The 16953-nt window shown below is 73.0% G+C and carries 16 protein-coding genes; 14 read left to right on the top strand and 2 right to left on the bottom strand.

All coding sequences use genetic code 11. The features are described from left to right. The first annotated feature begins 13 nt into the window (after positions 1–13). The 5 genes from ITX44_RS27430 to ITX44_RS27410 all read left to right on the top strand — a co-directional run bounded on the left by ITX44_RS27430 (position 14) and on the right by ITX44_RS27410 (position 4804). Positions 14–1219 carry an LLM class flavin-dependent oxidoreductase gene (locus ITX44_RS27430; protein ID WP_205360085.1) on the top strand — a complete coding sequence of 402 codons (1206 nt, stop codon included), beginning with the start codon at positions 14–16 and terminating at the stop codon, positions 1217–1219. Next, a complete protein-coding gene (locus ITX44_RS27425) occupies positions 1216–2478 on the top strand; it encodes an MFS transporter (protein ID WP_205360084.1) in 1263 nt (420 codons plus the stop codon). The genes ITX44_RS27430 and ITX44_RS27425 overlap by 4 nt, the downstream gene beginning before the upstream one ends. Positions 2479–2515: 37 nt before the next feature. Next, positions 2516–3628 carry an LLM class flavin-dependent oxidoreductase gene (locus ITX44_RS27420; RefSeq protein WP_205360083.1) on the top strand — a complete coding sequence of 371 codons (1113 nt, stop codon included), beginning with the start codon at positions 2516–2518 and terminating at the stop codon, positions 3626–3628. Between the two features lie 63 nt (positions 3629–3691). Then, positions 3692–4126, top strand: coding sequence for an OsmC family protein (locus tag ITX44_RS27415; RefSeq protein ID WP_205360082.1), 435 nt, complete (start codon positions 3692–3694; stop codon positions 4124–4126). Positions 4127–4135: 9 nt separating this feature from the next. Next, positions 4136–4804, top strand: coding sequence for a GntR family transcriptional regulator (locus tag ITX44_RS27410; protein WP_205360081.1), 669 nt, complete (start codon positions 4136–4138; stop codon positions 4802–4804). Between the two features lie 22 nt (positions 4805–4826). Here the strand turns inward: ITX44_RS27410 and ITX44_RS27405 are convergent, their stop codons facing one another. Then, positions 4827–5420 (bottom strand): NADPH-dependent FMN reductase, encoded by a 594-nt coding sequence (locus ITX44_RS27405; protein ID WP_205360080.1) that lies wholly within the window; start codon positions 5418–5420, stop codon positions 4827–4829. Between the two features lie 112 nt (positions 5421–5532). Here ITX44_RS27405 and ITX44_RS27400 point away from each other — a divergent pair, with 112 nt between their 5' ends. The 5 genes from ITX44_RS27400 (at position 5533) to ITX44_RS27385 (ending at position 10276) form a co-directional block, all read left to right on the top strand. After that, positions 5533–6372, top strand: a complete 840-nt coding sequence (locus ITX44_RS27400; RefSeq protein ID WP_205360079.1) for a helix-turn-helix domain-containing protein — start codon at positions 5533–5535, stop codon at positions 6370–6372. A gap of 84 nt (positions 6373–6456) precedes the next feature. Next, positions 6457–6645, top strand: a complete 189-nt coding sequence (locus ITX44_RS43110) for a putative leader peptide (protein WP_372441005.1) — start codon at positions 6457–6459, stop codon at positions 6643–6645. A gap of 305 nt (positions 6646–6950) precedes the next feature. Then, on the top strand, positions 6951–7817 hold the full coding sequence (locus ITX44_RS27395) for a DUF1684 domain-containing protein (protein WP_205360078.1): 867 nt from the start codon (positions 6951–6953) through the stop codon (positions 7815–7817). After that, positions 7804–8913 (top strand): LLM class flavin-dependent oxidoreductase, encoded by a 1110-nt coding sequence (locus ITX44_RS27390; RefSeq protein ID WP_205360077.1) that lies wholly within the window; start codon positions 7804–7806, stop codon positions 8911–8913. The genes ITX44_RS27395 and ITX44_RS27390 overlap by 14 nt, the downstream gene beginning before the upstream one ends. A gap of 10 nt (positions 8914–8923) precedes the next feature. Next, complete coding sequence (locus ITX44_RS27385; protein ID WP_205360076.1) at positions 8924–10276, top strand: NtaA/DmoA family FMN-dependent monooxygenase; 1353 nt, start codon at positions 8924–8926, stop codon at positions 10274–10276. Positions 10277–10928: 652 nt separating this feature from the next. Here ITX44_RS27385 and ITX44_RS27380 read toward each other — a convergent pair. After that, on the bottom strand, positions 10929–11465 hold the full coding sequence (locus ITX44_RS27380) for a TetR/AcrR family transcriptional regulator (protein ID WP_205360075.1): 537 nt from the start codon (positions 11463–11465) through the stop codon (positions 10929–10931). 78 nt (positions 11466–11543) lie between these two features. On the opposite strand from ITX44_RS27380, the gene ITX44_RS27375 reads away from it, so the two are divergent. From ITX44_RS27375 to ITX44_RS27360, 4 genes are all read left to right on the top strand, one after another. Further along, entirely contained in the window at positions 11544–12593 is a 1050-nt protein-coding gene (locus tag ITX44_RS27375) for an aldo/keto reductase (RefSeq protein WP_205360074.1), read from the top strand. A gap of 39 nt (positions 12594–12632) precedes the next feature. Then, a complete protein-coding gene (locus ITX44_RS27370) occupies positions 12633–13661 on the top strand; it encodes an NAD-dependent epimerase/dehydratase family protein (RefSeq protein WP_205360073.1) in 1029 nt (342 codons plus the stop codon). Positions 13662–14306: 645 nt separating this feature from the next. Then, positions 14307–14522: a hypothetical protein gene (locus ITX44_RS27365; protein WP_205360072.1), complete on the top strand. Its 216-nt coding sequence runs from the start codon at positions 14307–14309 to the stop codon at positions 14520–14522. Between the two features lie 235 nt (positions 14523–14757). Then, a complete protein-coding gene (locus ITX44_RS27360) occupies positions 14758–16926 on the top strand; it encodes a SpoIIE family protein phosphatase (RefSeq protein WP_205360071.1) in 2169 nt (722 codons plus the stop codon). Positions 16927–16953 lie beyond the last annotated feature (27 nt).

Genomic DNA, 16953 nt, shown 5'->3' with positions numbered 1-16953 from the left:
CTCCGGAGCCCCCGTGTCCGTACGCACCCGAGAAACCCTGCACGTCCCGCCGGGGCCGCAGGAGTTCCCCGACAGCCCGCTGTCCCGTGCCTTCCGCCAGCCGTTCCTGCTCGGCATCTTCCTGCCGCTGCAGACCGGTGGATGGTCGCAGTCCACGCTGCCCCGCGGCACTGACTGGACTTATCCCTACAACCTCGAACTGACGCGGCGCGCCGAGGCGTTCGGCTTCGACATCGCCTTCGGCCTGTCGCAGTGGCTGCCCAAGGGCGGCTTCGGCGGCGCGACCGGGTACCGCGAGAACTTCCTCGACCCGTTCGTCTCGGCCGTCGCGCTGTCCGCGGCCACCTCGCGCATCCTTCTGCTGGGCACGGTCCACGCCCTCTACGGCCCCTGGCACCCGCTGCACCTGGCCAAGTTCCTGGCCACGGCGGACCACATCTCCGGCGGCCGCTTCGGCGCCAACATCGTGACCGGCTACGCCGACACCGAGCCGGAGATGTTCGGCACGACCCGTCTCGACCACGACCTGCGCTACGAGGCGGTCGACGAGTTCACCGCGATCTGCGAGGACCTGTGGGCCGGGCGGGACAACCTCGGCTACGAGGGCCGGCACTGGTCCCTGCGCGGTGCCTACGTCTCCCCCCGGCCCGCCTACGGCCGGCCAATCCTGGTCTCCGCCAGCGGCTCCCCGGCCGGCTTCGCCTACGGCGGCAGGCACTCCGACATCGTCTTCGTCTCCTCGCCCGCGGGGGAGGACTTCGACCGAGCGATCAGCGCCCTGCCCGACCACGTCGCCCGCGTCAAGCAGGCCGCCCGGGACCGGGGCCGCGAGGTCAAGGTGATCATCAATCCCACGGTGGTCTCCGCCCCCACCGCGCCGGAGGCGCAGGCCCGCTATCAGGCGATCATGGACCACGCCGACCTGGAGTCGATCACCAACTTCACCGGGCGGCACCGCGCGGGCGACAGCCGGTCCTGGCTCGAGCACTCCGCCCGCGGCCGCGCCGTCGGCGGACACCTGCACATCGTGGGCGACCCGGACCAGGTCGCCCGGCGCCTGGCCGACCTGCACGCCGCCGGCCTCGACGGCGTCCAGCTCACCTTCTACGACTACCTCCCCGAACTCGACCACTTCGGCCGGGCGATCGTCCCGCTGCTGGAGCAGGCGGGGCTGCGCATACCCGCCGACCGCCTCCCGTCCCCGCAGGAGACCTCATGACCTCCACCGTCGCCTCGGCGCCCCCGGCACCGGCCGGACTCGACCGCCGCGCGTGGACCGTACTCGCGATCACCACCGTCTTCTGGATCGCCGACGGCTACGACACGTTCGTCCTGATCATCACCGGCAAACCGGCCCTCCTCGACCTCCTGCCGACGAGCGAGGCCGGCTCGGTCCCGCGTTACATGGGGTACCTGCTGGCCCTCACCCTGGCGGGCTGGGCGACCGGCGGCATCGTGGGCGGCGCCCTGGGCGACCGGCTCGGCCGGCGCCGGACCATGGTCGCCGGCGTCGCGGTGTACAGCGTGGCCACGGTCGCCTCCGCGGTCACCGGCACCTGGTGGCTGCTCGGCCTCACCCGTTTCGTCACGGGTGTCGGCATCGGAGCCGAGTGGGGCGTGGGCACCTCGCTGCTCCAGGAGGTCTGGCCGGAGCGGTGGCGCACCAAAGGCGCCGGACTGCTCCAGGCCGGCTTCTCCGTGGGCGGACTGATCGTCTCCGCCCTGTGGGTGCTGGTCGGCTCCACCTGGGGGCTGTCGTGGCGGTGGATGTACCTCTTCGGTCTGCTGCCGCTCCTCGTGGTCGCAGCTGTCTTCCGCAGCATCCCCGAGTCCCCGCGCTGGGCCGGACGGGCCCGGGCGGTCCGGTGGTCGGACTTGCGCGGCGCCGGCTCCGGCCTGCTGCGGCGGTTCCTCGCCGCTCTTGTGGTGTCGATCGGCATCACCGGCGGCTGGTGGGCGGTCTCGTCCTTCCTGCCGACCTTCGTCGGCGGGATGGTCCACGACCCGCGCCGGATCGCCTTCTACACGGGCTGGGCCGGCGCGCTCTACAACGTCGGAGAGATCCTCGGCTGCGTCGCGCTGGGGTTCCTCGCCGAGTGGTGGGGCCGCAAGCCCACGACCGTGCTGTACTTCGCCGGTTCGGCGGCCGTCGTGCCGGTGGTCTTTCTCGGAGTGCACGGAGCAGGACTGGTGACCTGGCTGCAACTGGTCGCGGGGTTCTTCACCGGCGGCCTGTACGCCTGGTACGCCGTGCACACCCCGGAACTGTTCCCCACCGCCGTGCGGGCCACCGCCATCAGTTCGGTGTTCTCCGGCGCTCGCTACCTCGCCATGGCCGGCTCGATCGTCTCGGGCTCGCTGGCCTCGGCGATCGGCGGGTTCGGGCGTACCGCCGCCGCCTTCGCCCCGCTGTACCTCATCGGCCTGGCCGCGGTGCTGTTCCTGCCGGAGACCCGCGGCCGCGGACTGCCGGACTGACCCGCCCGCCCCGAAAACCACGAAAGGACGTGCTCCCGTGAGCGTCACCGATCCCGAATTCCTCTGGTACTACGTCTCCCACGACGGCCCCTATCCCTGGGAGCCCGAGGGCCGGCGCGACATCCGCCTGCCGGACGTCAAGGCGCTGGCCACCGCGCTGGACTCCCTGCCCTACAGCGGCGCCCTGCTGTCCACCACCGGCCACAACGCATGGGTGACGGGAACCGCCGCCGCCACCGTCACCCGCGACTTCAAGCCCCTGCTCGCGCTGCGCCCGCAGGTCACCTCCGTCACCGAACTGGCCAACACGGCCATCAGCTTCGACGAGCTCTTCGACGGCCGGCTGCTGATCAACGTCATCAACTCCGAGACCCCGATCTGGCGGCAGCACGGCATCCGGCTGGAGAACGACGAGCGCTACGACCTGCACGCCGAGTACTGGGAGGTCTTCAACCGACTCGTCGCCGGCGAGACCGTCACCTACCGCGGGCGCTACGTCGACGTGGAGAACGCCGTGGGCAACCCCTGGGTCCGCTCCCGGCGTGACCACATCCCACTGTGGTTCTCCGGCTCCTCCGGCAAGGCCCTGGAGGTGGCCGCCCGCTTCGCCGACGCCTACCTGACCTTCGCCGAACCCTTGGGCCGGATCGAGGAGAAGCTGGCGGCCGTACGGGACCGCGCCGCCGACCACGGCCGCGCACCTCGCCTGGGCCTGCGCGCCTCCCTGGTCACCGGCGAGACCGACGCCGATGCCTGGCGCAAGGCCGACGCGCTCCTGCGGGCGACCAGCCGTGCCACCCTGGACCGCAAACTCGGCGTCATCGGCAAGGGCGGTAACGCCGGAGGCCGTTCGGTCACCCAGTCGCGGATCTTCGCCACCCTGCCGGCCGCCGGCCTCGACGCGCTGCGCGCCGGCCGGCTACCGGACTCCGCACGCGACCTGGCCCACGACGACGTGCTGTGGCCGGGCATCTCCCTGCTCCAGCAGGGTCCGCCCATGGCTCTGGTGGGCGGCCACCGCACGATCGCCGCGCGGCTGCGGGAGTACCGGCAGTTGGGCATCGACATCTTCATCCTCGACTCGCTGCCGCTGCTCGAAGGCGCCTACGAGGTCGCGGAGAAGATCCTGCCGCACGTGCGCGGCGCCTGACGGCCGCACCCGCCCGTGCTGCACCGACCCACGCACCCACCGATTGATGAAGTGAGGACCACCATGGCGGACAACACCGTCGTCGTCGGCACCACCCGTACCCAGGGGCGGTTCCTGGCCGAGGCCAGGGAGCGCCTCCTCGTGGTCGACTCCACCGACAGCCGCGGCGGCCGCGGGCAGGCCTGGCTGGCCGGCGAACTCCTGCTGGCCGCGCTCGGCGCCTGCGCCACCAGCAGCGTCACGCATTTCGCACGGGAAGAGGCCATCGCCCTGGACGACGTCGAAGCGAAGGTCTCCTACACCCGGCACCCCACCGATCCCACCGCGTACGAGGAGGTCGTACTGGAGGTCACCACGTGGGGCGTCACCCGGGAGGAGGCGGATCTCCTGGTACGCCTCTACACAGAGAACTGTCCGGTGTACGGCACGACTTCGCGGGGCGCGACGGTCCGGGTGGCCGTCGACGCCCGGACCGGCCGGGCCGAAGCCGATCGGTAGAATGCCGTGATGAGGCTCACTCCTCCCCACGCCCCCACCAAGAGCGAGGCGGCGTACGCAGCCCTGCTGCGGGCCATCCAGACCGGTGACCTGGCGCCCGGCCAACGGGTGATCATCACCGAGGTCGCAGAGCAACTGGGGATGAGCCTCACCCCGGTCCGTGACGCGCTGGCCCTGCTCGCCGAGCAGGGCCTGGTGGTACGCCGCCCCAACCACATGACCGTCATCAGCGAGCACACCCGGGAACGGTCCGCCGAGGTGTCGATGCTGCGGTCCGTGCTGGAACCGGAGGCGGCCATGCTGGCGGCGGTACGCGCCGACCCCGACGCGCTGGCGGCGATCGAGGCGGCGTGCACCGCGATGGACCGGGCGACAGCCGGCTCGGGGACGGCCGGTGCGGGCGACGCCAACGTCCAGTTCCACCGCGCGGTGGCGGCGGCCGGCGGCTCCGACCTGCTCGCCGACTTCATCGACCGCCTGTGGAAGCAGATCCCGCTGCAGGGGCTCACGCTCACCGGCCGGTTGGCTCAGGCCGCCGACGAACACCGGGTGATCCTGGCGGCCATCAAGGACCACGACGGCGAGCGGGCGCGGCAGCTCATGGCCGAGCACGTCGGCCGGGCAGCCGCCGCGGCCGAGGCGTTCCTGGACCAGATCCGCGTGCCGCCGCGGTCCTGACCCGGGGCGCCGGACGGAGCCGTCACGCCGGGTACGGGGTGGTGGCGCGGGCCGCGCTCAGCGCGGCGGCCCACCAGGCGAGCTGGTCCAGCATGGTCCGGGCGTATCCGGGAGCCTGCGGGTCCACCGGCCGCCCGTCCAGCCAGGTGCGATGGCAGTTAGGGAAGGCGAGGCCGTCGCGCACCGTCACCGCGTGCAGTTCGGTGAGGACGTTCTCCAGGTGGAGTACCGCGTGCCGGCCTCCCGCGGCGCCGCCGTAGCTCACGAACGCCACCGGCTTGGCCGTCCACTGGGTGAAGTGCCAGTCGACGGCGGCCTTCAGGGAGGCCGGGTAGCTGTGGTTGTACTCCGGCGTCACCAGGACGAACGCCTCGGCCCGCGTGAGCGATGCCGTCAGGGACGCCATCCCGGCGGGCCGCGGGTAGGTGTCGCCGGCGTACTTCGGCGACTCGCCGGGCAGGGACAGCGGGATCTGCGTGTCGGCGAGGTCAACGACGTCGACCTCGAACCCGCCGTGCTCCTGTGCCTGTTCCGCCACCCAGGCGGCCACGGCATCCCCGAACCGGCCCTCGCGGACGCTCCCGACGACGACGGCCAACGTGTGCTTCTCAGTCATGCGGTCCACCGTCCACCGTTGCGCGAACCGCAGCCAGACCGGGCTCGGGCTGGCCCCCGCGGGGCCACGCTGTGCGCTTCGACGGCCCGGCCGCCCGGCCTAGACTTTTTTCATGGGTACTCCGCTGGGCGACTTCGTCCGCGCCAAGCGCGACAGCATCGAGCCCGCGACGTTCGGGCTGCCCGAGCGGGGGCGGCGGCGCTCGCCGGGGCTGCGGCGCTCGGACCTGGCCGCGCGCGCCGGCATCAGCGTGGAGTACCTGACCCGTATCGAGCAGGGACGGGACCGCAACCCGTCGCCCGCCGTGGTCAACGCGATCGCCGACGGACTCAGCCTGGACGCCGCGGAACGCGATCACTTGCGCTACCTCACCAAGATCAGCGGCGGGGCGTGCATCAGCCACCGACGGCCCGAGCCGCCCGGCCGTGACGTCCGGCCCACCGTGCTGGCGACCCTCCGCCTCCTCGAACCGGCGCCGGCGTTCGTCACCAACCGGCTGGGCGACGTGCTGGCGCACACCCGCGGGTTCGAGCGGCTGGTGCGGGGGAGCGGGCTGCTGGACGCCCCGGCGCCGAACCTGACGCGGTACGTCTTCACCGATCCCCGGGCGCGGGCGTTCTTCGCGGACTGGGAGCAGGTGGCCGACGAGCTGGCCTTCGACCTGTGGTTCGCACCCACCGTCGCCGCCTCCGAGTGGCTCAGGTCCGAACTCGCCCCTCTCGCCGGACACGAGTTCACCCGGCGGCTCGACCGCCACCTGCCTCCGCCCCGTGTCCCGCTGCGCCTCGCCCCTCCCGGGACGCCGGAGCTGCGCTGGGAGCGCGAACGCCTGGAGCTGCCCCCCGCCGATGGGCAGGAACTCGTCGTCCTGCTGCCCGCCGACGAGGCGACCGCCCGAATCGCTGAGCGCCGCCACCGGCACCCCGGCGGCGCCCTGCGCGCCATCGGCTGACCATCTGCGCGGTCAGTCCCGTGGCTGCTCCTTTCGGCGCGCCATTGTGCTCGGCCGGGTGTGGAGTTACCGTGATCGCAGGTCATGAGTGTTCGCGATCACGGCCTCGGCCGTGGGAGCCGATCGGAACGCGGAGGTGACGCCGTGCAGGGCTCCAGCGAGCGACCTTTCCTCGCCGTTGCGCTGTTCTCGCGCCGTCACATCGATTTCCGCCGCGTCGCCGGCGCGCTGTGTCCGGGGCGCGGTGCGCGGGTGCCGAGGGCGACACCGTAGACCTCCCTTAGTCTCCCGCTGCCGCGCGCCGCGGGCCGACTGCGCGGACGCCGCCTCCGCCCGCTCCCGCCCGGGCTCCTCCACCGCCTCCGGCGCTTCCCTGTGCCGCCCTTCCCTGTGCCGCCCTTCCCGGACCCGTGCGTCCGGGCCGGGCTCTGTTCGGCATGCCCGCGCCGCGGCGGTGGGTCAGGCGCCTGAGAGCGGGAGGCGTTACGCCTGCGTCCGGACCCCCCGCTGTCCCCGACGGCAAGCCGTCATCAGCCAGACCGGCCCTCTCGGACCGCCCGACACCATACGGAGACGCCATGACCGCCCCCGCAGAGACCGACCGCACCGCCTTCGTCCAGGAGTGGCAGGCGTGGCACGCCCGGCACGAGACGGTGCGCGCCGACCCGCACGGCTTCCTCGCCATCACTGGCCTGCACTGGCTGACCGCGATTCCCACCCGCTTCGACGACGCTCCCGGCGCATGGTCGAGCACTGCCCAAGGCGTGGTGGTGGAACTGTCCGAGGACGAGCGGCTGGTCCTTGACGGCCAGGCCTTGCACGGACGGCACGAGTTCGGCGTGATCGAGGAGCGCGGCGGCCTCTTCCCGGTCGCCGGCGACGCGGTGATCGAGGTCGCCAAGCGCGGCGGCCACGACATCCTGCGTCCCCGGCACCCGGAGAACGAACTGCTCGCCGCGTACACCGGCACCCCGGCGTACGCCCCCGACCCGCGCTGGGCGCGCAGCGGCCGCTACGTGCCGTTCGACCAGCCCCGGCCCACCACCGTGGGCTCGGTCGTCGAGGGGCTCCAGCACGTCTACGAGGCCCCCGGAGCAGTCGAGTTCGACCTCGACGGGACCACCCACCGGCTCACCGCGTTCAACGGGAGGTCGCCCGGGAGCCTGTTCGTGCTGCTCACCGACGGGACCTCCGGCGTCACCACGTACGCCGCCAACCGGTCGGTTGCCGTCGACGCGCCTGACGCCGAGGGCCGGGTGATGGTGGACTTCAACCGGGCCACCAATCTGCCGTGCGCGTACACCGAACTGGCCACCTGCCCGCTGCCGCCCGCCGAGAACCGGCTGACCGTCGCGATCGAAGCCGGCGAGAAGAGCCCTACTGCGCCGGTGCGGTCCAGCCGGTCCGTCCCGGAGAAGGAGGGTGACCACCATGCCCGGTCCTGACAAAGGCGCCGGCCGGGGCGGCACTCTCCACCTCGCGCTGGAGGCCGACGGCGACGGCGCCCACCCGGCCGCCGGACGGATCGCGTCCGTCCCACCCGCCGACGCGGTCGGCCCGCAGGCACTGCACCGGACCGTCGCGGCCGCCGAAGCCGGCGGCTTCGCCCTGGCGACCTTCGCCGACGGACCGCTGCCGCCCGGCGGCCGGTGGCGCCCGGAAGCCGGGGTCCGCGCCGCCTACGTCTCCACGCTCACCGACCGCATCGGCCTCGCGCCGGTCCTGCACGCCACCGTCACCGAGCCGTTCCATCTGGCCACGCAGCTGGCCTCGCTGGACCACGCGAGCCGTGGGCGCGCCGCCTGGGTCGTCGGAGCGGCCAACGACGCCGAGGCCCAAGGCACGGTGGGTGCACGGCCGTTGGATGCCAAGGCGCTGCGGCGGGAAATCGCCGACGTCATCGACGTGGCCCGCGCGCTGTGGGACTCCTGGGAGGACGACGCGGTCATCAAGGACGTGGCGACCGGCCGCTTCCTGGACTGGCGGAAAGTCCACCACGTCGACTTCCGGGGCGCACGCTTCGACGTAAAGGGTCCGCTGATCACGCCCCGGCCGCCGCAGGGCCAGATCGTGGTGCTCGCTCCCGACCACCTCGGCGCCGGTGGCCGCGCGGACATCGCCCTCGTCGGGCAGCCGGACGCGGAAGGCGTCGCCGCCGCCGCGGCGGTCGCCCGTGAGGCCGGCGCGCCCCTGGTGTTCGCTGAGGTCGAAGTGCTGCTCGACACCTCCGTGCCCGCTGCCGAACGGTTCGCCGCGCTCGACGCGGTGGCGCCGTGGCAGGAGACCGGCCGTCTTCGCCACGTCGGCACGGCCGCCGGACTGAGGGATCTCCTGGGGGCGTTGGCAGGCAGTGTCGACGGCGTGCGGCTCGTTCCCGCGGAACTCGCCGTCGATCTGCCGGTGCTCACCCGGCAGGTGCTGCCCGCCCTGGCGGAGGCCGGGCTGCACGTGCCGCCGCGGCCGGGCGCGACCCTGCGCGAGACCCTGGGCCTGCCGCGCCCGGTCAGCCGGTTCGCCCGCGCGGCGGCCACTACTTCGTGAGGTGACCACCATGACCGAACCGGTACCGGGCGCCGCCGTCCCTGAGTACGACCCGAACGCCCAGGTCCACCTCGGTGTCTTCTTCACCGGCGTGGGATCCCAACTGATCTGGACGCAGCCGGACTCGCCGTCGCACACCTCGGTCGACACGTTTCTCGCGGTGGCCAGACTGCTCGAACGCGGCCTGTTCGACGCCTTCTTCCTCGGCGAGGGGCTGCGGGTGCGGGAGGGCCTGGGCCGGGTCTTCGACCTCGACGTCGCCGGACGCCCCGACGCCATCACGCAGTTGTCCGCGCTCGCCGGGGCCACCAGCAGGATCGGACTGGTCGCCACCCAGAACACCACCTACAACTACCCGGCCGACCTGGCCCGCAGGCTCGCCTCGCTGGACCTCCTGTCGCGGGGCCGGGCCGGCTGGAACATCGTCACCACCGACAACGCCTGGACCGGCGCGAACTTCCGGCACGGTGGCTGGCTGGAGCACGAGCGCCGCTACGAGCGCGCGACGGCCTTCGTGGCGGCGGCCAAGGAACTGTGGTCGGGCGCCGGAAGCCGCCCGGCCGGCGGCGTGGACTGCGTCCGGTGGGTGGAGCGGGACACGGACCTGGTCAGGCTGCGCGCTACCGCGACCGTGCCGCCCAGCCCACAGGGCCGGCCGGTGCTCTTCCAGGCCGGCGACTCCGACGGCGGCCGCGAACTGGCCGCCGCCCACGCCGATGTGGTGTTCTCCGCCAACACCGACTACGAGAAGGCCCGCGCCTACGCCGCGGACCTGCGCAGCCGGCTGGCCCGGTACGGCAGGCCGGCCGAGGCGGTGCGCATCCTGCCGGGCGCCGTGGTCGTGGTTGGCGAAACCACGCGCGAGGCCGAGGAGAAAGCGCGCTGGTTGCGGGAGGAACAGGTCTCGCCGCCCCAGGCGATCGCCTTCCTCGAGCACTACTGGGGCAGGGACCTGTCCGACTACGACCCCGACGGGCCGCTGCCGGACGTCGAGCCCAGCGACACCGAACTCGACCCGTCGCGCGGCACGATCGCGATCGAGAACCGTACCGGCAAGCTCGCGCAGATCCAGAAGTGGCGTGATCTCGCGGCCGAAAGGAACCTGTCCATTGTGGAGTTGGTCCGCGCGGTGTCCTCCCGACGGCCGCCGTTCGTCGGCACCGCCGGGCAGATCGCCGATGAGTGGACGCACTATGTCCGCACCCGGGCCGCGGACGGCTTCAACATCGTGCCGCACCTGCTGCCGTCGTCACTGACCGACATCGTGGACAAGGTCGTCCCCGAACTGCAGGAGCGGGGCGCCTACCGCACTGCCTACGAGGGCACGACTCTGCGTGAACACCTGGCACTCCCCCCGTTGTAGGGCGCCGGACGTATCACGGCCTCCGGGAGCCGACGCGGCTCCCGGAGGCCGTCGGCCTTGTCGTCGTATCCGCGGCATCGTTCTCGGCGTGACGAACCATGACACGCTGTTCCGGGGAACGGCACTTCTCCTCGCCGTCACCGTCACAGCCGTCCGGCATACCGGGAGGGCAGGCGATTTGACGCGACGTTGACGGCACGGCGGCGAGCGTTGACGCGCGGCGAATACGCGGTCCGGACGTGCGGGACCCGTACAGGCCGGGCCGGATTCGCGTGGCGTGCTCAGTTTGACGTCGTCCACCGGACGGGTGGCGTAGGCGGGCCGCGAATGAGACCGGAACGAGTGGAGCCCGGCGTCGGTGCCGGGGGGTGCGGGTGACGGCGGTGGCCTCGCCGACCTCCGTGGTGCGGTCGCTGAGCGACGGCCGCCGATATGCGGCGAACGGCGCACCGGCGGTCGCGCCGGGGCTTGCAGCAGGGCGACCGTCCTGGTCGGCGGCGGTTGTCCGACGGCGGAAGTCGAGGACGTGCTCGGCAGAGGTCACCATGCGCCACCCTCGACAACAACCAGGCGGCAGAGGCCCCGGCATCAGTGAAACCGGGAAACGATGATCCGAACCCGGCACAGGCCCTGGGGCCGGCGGTGACGGGATCTACCGCGCTGCGCGGAGGCCGTCGAGGATGAGGGTCAGCATGTGGGGGGACCGGTCGTCGGGGCCGGGGGTGGCGCGCCAGAGGGCGCCGGTGAGTTGGAGGAAGTCAGCGGGGTCGGCATCGTCGCGGATGGTGCCGGCCTGCTTGCCGGCGTCGAGGATCTGGTTGATCGCGGCGACGACCGGGCCGTAGGTCCGCTCGGTGATCGTCTGGTGCGCGCCGGCGCTGAGGGCGTCGCCGAGGCCGTGCTTTCTGCGCATCGCTGCGACGAGCAGGGTCGTCCAGTGACGAAGCGCTTCGACCGGCGGCAGCTCCGCGAGCAGGCCGGGCACGGCGCCGATGATGCGGTCGACTTCGTCCTGGTAGACCGCGAGGACCAGGGCCTCGCGGGTCGGGAAGTTCCGGTACAGGGTGCCGGCGCCGACGCCTGCGCGTTGGGCGACCTGGTTCATCGACGTGCTGCCGTCCTCGGCGAACGCCTCGCGGGCGGCCGCGAGGATGCGTGCCCGGTTCTCACGGGCGTCCGAACGGACCACTGAAGCCCCACTTTGCTATCCGGAGAATTCTCCACTACGGTATCTGGAGACCTCTCCAGATAAGCCTAGAGGAGCATCATGCGATACATCAAACTCGGCGCGACCGGCCTGGACGTGTCTCCGATAGCGATCGGTGCGATGACGTACGGCGAGCCCGAGCGCGGGCACCCCGTCTGGTCGAAGGGCGAGGAGGAGGCACGCCCGCTCATCAAGCACGCGCTGGAGGCGGGGATCAACTTCTTCGACACCGCGAACATGTACTCGAACGGGTCCAGCGAGGAGATCCTCGGCCGGGCGCTCAAGGACTTCGCCGACCGCGACGACGTGGTGATCGCCACCAAGCTGCGCCACCCGATGCGCCCGGGGCCCAACGGGCGAGGACTGTCGCGCAAGGCGATCATGACCGAGGTCGACCACTCGCTGCGCCGGCTCGGGACGGACTACATCGACCTGTACCAGGTGCACCGCAACGACCACGCCACTCCGCTGGAGGAGACCCTCGAAGCCCTGAGCGACCTCGTGAAGGCCGGCAAGGTGCGCTACCTCGGTGCCTCGTCGATGCACGCGTGGGAGTTCGCGAAGGCGCTGCACCTCCAGACACGACACGGCTGGGCGCGGTTCGTGACCATGCAGGACCACTACAACCTGCTCGCCCGCGAGGAAGAGCGCGAGATGATCCCGCTGTGCCTGGACGAGGGCGTCGGCACCGTCGTGTGGTCACCGCTGGCCCGCGGCCGCCTCGCCCGCGGCTGGGACGACGCGAGGTCGACACGCCGTTCCGCCACCGACGGCGCCTTCGCCGACATGCTCTACTCGCCCGCCGAAGAGGCGTCCAACCGCGCGATCGTCGACGCGGTCGGACAGGTCGCGGACGCCCACGGCGTCAGCCGCCCGCAGGTCGCGCTCGCCTGGCTGCGACGCCAGCCGGTCGTCACCGCGCCGCTGGTCGGAGCCGGCTCGACCCGGCAGATCGACGAGGCCGTCGCCTCCCTGGACGTCGAGCTCACCGACGACGACGTACGCGCCCTGGAGGCGCCGTACACACCCAGGTACGACTGGCAGGGCATCTCCGACGAGGCGGAGCTGGACGCCATCCGGAGGCGCATCCCCGGAATGGCGCTGTCGTAATCCGCGTCGTCCGCCCGGGCCCGAGCTGAGGAAAAACACATGGCACAGGTATTGGTCACCGGAGGATCAGGCTTCATCGGGAGCTGGTGCGTGCTCGAACTGCTGCGAACCGGGCACGAGGTGCGCACCACCGTTCGCGACCCGGCACGCGCGTCCACGCTTCGCGCGCGACTGCACGCCGCAACCGACTTCGACGACGCGCGGCTGACCGTCGTCCGCGCCGACCTGCAGAGCGACGACGGATGGGAAGAGGCGGTCGCCGGATGCGACTACGTGCTCCACGTGGCCTCGCCGACGCTGCGGAACGGACCGGACAGCGAAGAGGCAATGGTCGGCACCGCGCGGGACGGCGTGCTGAGAGTGCTGCGGGCAGCCCGCGCCGCCCGCGTCCGCAGAGTAGTGCTGACCAGCGCGTTCGGTGCCATCGGCTACGGTCACCCGCCGCGTTCGACGCCGTTCACGGAGGAGGACTGGACGAACGTCGACGCCGACATCGCGCCGTACCAGCGGTCGAAGACGCTCGCGGAGCGCGCGGCCTGGCGGTTCGTCCAGGACGAGGGTGACGGACCCGAGCTCACCGCCGTGCACCCCGTCGGCGTCCTCGGGCCCGTCCTGGGGCCTGACGAACCCCCCTCATTGCAGATCATCCGCAGGATGCTCGACGGCGAGGTTCCCGCGTGCCCGCCGTTCGGATTCAGTTGGGTCGATGTCCGTGACGTCGCGGACCTGCATGTGCGCGCCATGACCCACCCGGCCGCGGCCGGGGAACGCTGGCTCGCTTCCGCCGGCCCCAGCCTGCGCATGGTCGAGGTCGCCCGCATCCTGCGGCAACGGCTCGGCGACCGCGCGGCGAAAGCGCCGACGCGCGAGATGCCCTTGGCCCTCGCTCGCGTCCTCAGCCGGTTCAACCCGCAACTGCGCCTGCTGCGTCCGCAACTCGGCCTGCACTTGGACGCCACCAGCGCGAAGGCGGAGCGCATCCTCGGCTGGGTGCCCCGTCCTGTCGAGGACACCATCGCGGAGACCGCCGAGAGCCTCATCGCTCACGGCGTGACGTCAGGAAAGTGAAACGAGGTGCGGTCGCCGTCCGGGGCGGCCGCACCTCGTGCGCGGTGATCTGCTGGTGTGATGGGTGGCGGGAGAGCGCTCTCCCGCCACTTGGTGCCCTCGGCGCGGCCGGCTCAGGTCAGGGGGCCGGGGGCGGGAATCGGATTCGGTTGCGGCGTCGGCGGCAACGGATCGGGGGCCGGGCCCGGGGGAACGGGCTCGGGGCCGGGCGGGGTGGGCACCGGGTCGGGCGCGGGGCCCGGCACCGGACGCGGCTCGGGCTCCGGCACCGGATCGGGTCCCGGCGCGGGTTCGCCCGGCCGCCCCGGCGGGGTCGGCCCGGGGAACGGCTCGGGATGCGGCTCGGTCATCGGTACTCCCGGTACATCGAATGCGGGAACGCGGACTCGCCCCCGCGGCACCCTTGCGTGTACCCGGCGCCGCGGCGCGCATGCCGTTACCCTGCGCCCCGCACCGCCGCACCTCCCAGTCGTGCCGGGCCCATGCGCGCGCCGTCTCGTGCGCCGGTGCCGTACGCCCGCGGTGCACGCCCCCGCGCGCGCTCCCGTGCGGGTGAACCGCGATCCCGGCCGCAACCGCCTCCGCGCGCCACGAGGTCACTGCGGGCAATCCGATCGCGGCAGACCGAGGGAAGGAGAGCCGGCGGTGACCGACGACTGGGAGGACCTGGGGCGGCCGGGCCTGGTCCACATACTCATCACAGCCCGGGACGAGACCAGCGCGTACCGGGTCTTCGACGCACTGGTGGAGCGCTTTCCCGGGGTGAATCCGCCCGCTCCCGGCCCCGCCCGCCCCGGGCTGGTGGTGTTCACGGTCCTCGCCCCGACCCAGGACCCGCTGCCCGGACCGGCCGCCGGATGACCGCCGGCCGGTCCGGCCCGGCCCGCGGCGGCGGATACGCTGCCACCCGGCGCACGCGCGCCCTCGCACTCCGTCACCGCGGCTCGGCCGGGAAGCGCTCTGCCACGCCGCGAAAAACCCCCGCCATTCGGGGGATAATGGGCCTGATGCCGACAAATCTCGCCGACGTTGTCCTCATGGTTCACCCGGCGGGCGTCGCGGCCGGCGACCACCGGTGCGACCCCGGAGCAGGTGCATGAGCGCGCACAACGGGCCCACGTCGCCCGCGCGGCCGACCCGGTCGACCCCCGCGCGGTACGACCCGCGCGTCGGCCCGCCGCCCGCCGGCCACCCGACCGCCCCGGAGCTCGGCCCCTCGGAGCGGCTGGCCCTCAACGGCGTGGGCAGCTTCGACTGGGACCTGGACCGGGGCGTGTTCGAACTCGACGCCACCGGCCTGGAGGTCTTCGACCTGCGCCCGGAGGAGTTCGACCGGCGGCCCGAGTCCCTGGTACTGCGGGTCACCCCCGAGGAGGGCGCCCGGCTGGACGTGGCCCTGCGCAAGGCACTCCAGTCCGGCAAGCGCAGCTACGGCGGGTACTTCCAGGTCACCCGCCGCGACGGCGTCAAGCAGTGGACCCACACCCAGGGCACCATCCTGCGCGACGAGTTGGGCAACCCCTACCGCGTGGTCGGCGTCGTGCGCGACGCCACCGACGAACTCGCCCACAACCCCGCCGCCGGCGGGCCCGGGCAGAACGGCTCCCTCCAGGCCGCCGGCGCCGGCGAACCGGCCCGGCCCAGCCCGTCCGCCCTGGTCCGCCGCACCATCGAGGCACTGTCCCACGCGGTCACCGTCGAGGACGTGACGGCAGTGCTCACCGGGGCCGGCGGCCTGGAGCGGTTCGGCGCCGACGGCATGGTGCTGGCCCTGATAGAGGGCAGCAACCTGCGGGCCGTGGCGTTCGGCGGCCGGCCCATGGTGGGCTTTCGCGGCCTGGGCACCCGCCGGCTGGACGAGTCGCTGCCGCTGGCCGAGGCCGTGCTCACCCAGCAGCCGCGGTTCGTGACATCCTTCGCCCGCCTGGGAGAGCGTTTTCCCCTGCTGCGGCCCTACCTGGAGGAACTCGACCTGGACGCCGCCGCGTTCCTGCCGCTGGTCGCCCAGGCCCGGGCCATCGGCGGCCTCGGGCTCTTCTACCGCAAGCGCACCCACTTCTCCCGCGAGGATCGGGAGCTGGCCGGGGCACTGGCCGGCATCCTGGCCCAGTCCCTGCAACGGGCCATCCTCTTCGACCAGGAGCGCGAGTTCGCCACCGGGCTGCAGGCGTCGATGCTGCCCCGGCACATCCCGCGCTTCGAGGGCGCCGAGATCGCCGTCCGCTACCACGCGGCCCGCAGCGGCCGGGAGGTCGGCGGCGACTGGTACGACGTGGTGGCCCTGCCGCAGAACCGGGTCGGCCTGGTCGTCGGCGACGTGCAGGGCCACGACACCCACGCCGCCGCCGTGATGGGCCAGCTCCGGATCGCGCTGCGCGCCTACGCCGCCGAGGGCCACCCGCCCTCCACGGTGCTCGCCCGCGCCTCCCGGTTCCTGGCCGAACTCGACACCGAGCGCTTCGCGACCTGCGGCTACGTCCAGCTCGACCTGGGCACCGGCACCATCCGGGCGGCCCGGGCCGGCCACCTGGGCCCGCTGATCCGGCACACCGACGGCCGTACCGGCTGGCCGGGGGTCCGCGGCGGCCTGCCGCTGGGCCTGGCCACCTTGCTGGACCTGCAGGAGTTCCCCGAGACCCGGCTCGACCTGGTGCCCGGCGAGACTCTGGTGTTCTGCACCGACGGCCTGGTCGAGGAGCGCGGCCTGGACATCACCATCGGCATGGAAGCGCTCGCCGAGGCCGTCCACGACGGCCCGCAGCGGGCCGAGGACCTGGCCGACCACCTGGCCGACAGCCTCTGGCGGCGCTGGGGCTCCGACGACGACGTGGCCCTGCTGATCCTGCGCCGCGCGCCCGACGACGGCACCCCGCGGGCCCCCCGGATGCACACCTACGTCCACCAGGCCGACCCCGAGGGCCTGGCCGAGGCCCGCGACGCCCTGCGCGAGGCGCTGGTCGCCTGGCGGCTGCCGAATCTCGCCGACGATCTGGAACTGGCCGCCGGCGAACTGCTCGGCAACGTCCTGCTGCACACCGAGGGCGGCGCGGTGGTCACCCTCGAGGTGCTGCCCGAACCGGTGCGCCGGGTCCGGCTGTCGGTGCAGGACCGCTCCAGCGTGTGGCCGCGCCGCCGGTCGCCCGGCGAGGCGGCCACCTCCGGCCGCGGGCTGCTGATGATCGACGCGCTCGCCGCGCGGTGGGGCGTCGAACCGCGCGGCGACGGCAAGGCCGTCTGGTGCGAGTTCGACGCCCCGGAGACCTGACGCCCGGCCGGCAGACCGGAAGCGGCG

The organism is Actinacidiphila acididurans (assembly GCF_016918855.1).
Classification (GTDB): Bacteria; Actinomycetota; Actinomycetes; order Streptomycetales; family Streptomycetaceae; genus Actinacidiphila; species Actinacidiphila acididurans.
The sequence above is the reverse complement of the archived record's forward strand: the minus strand, read 5'-3'. Positions and strand labels throughout refer to the sequence as shown.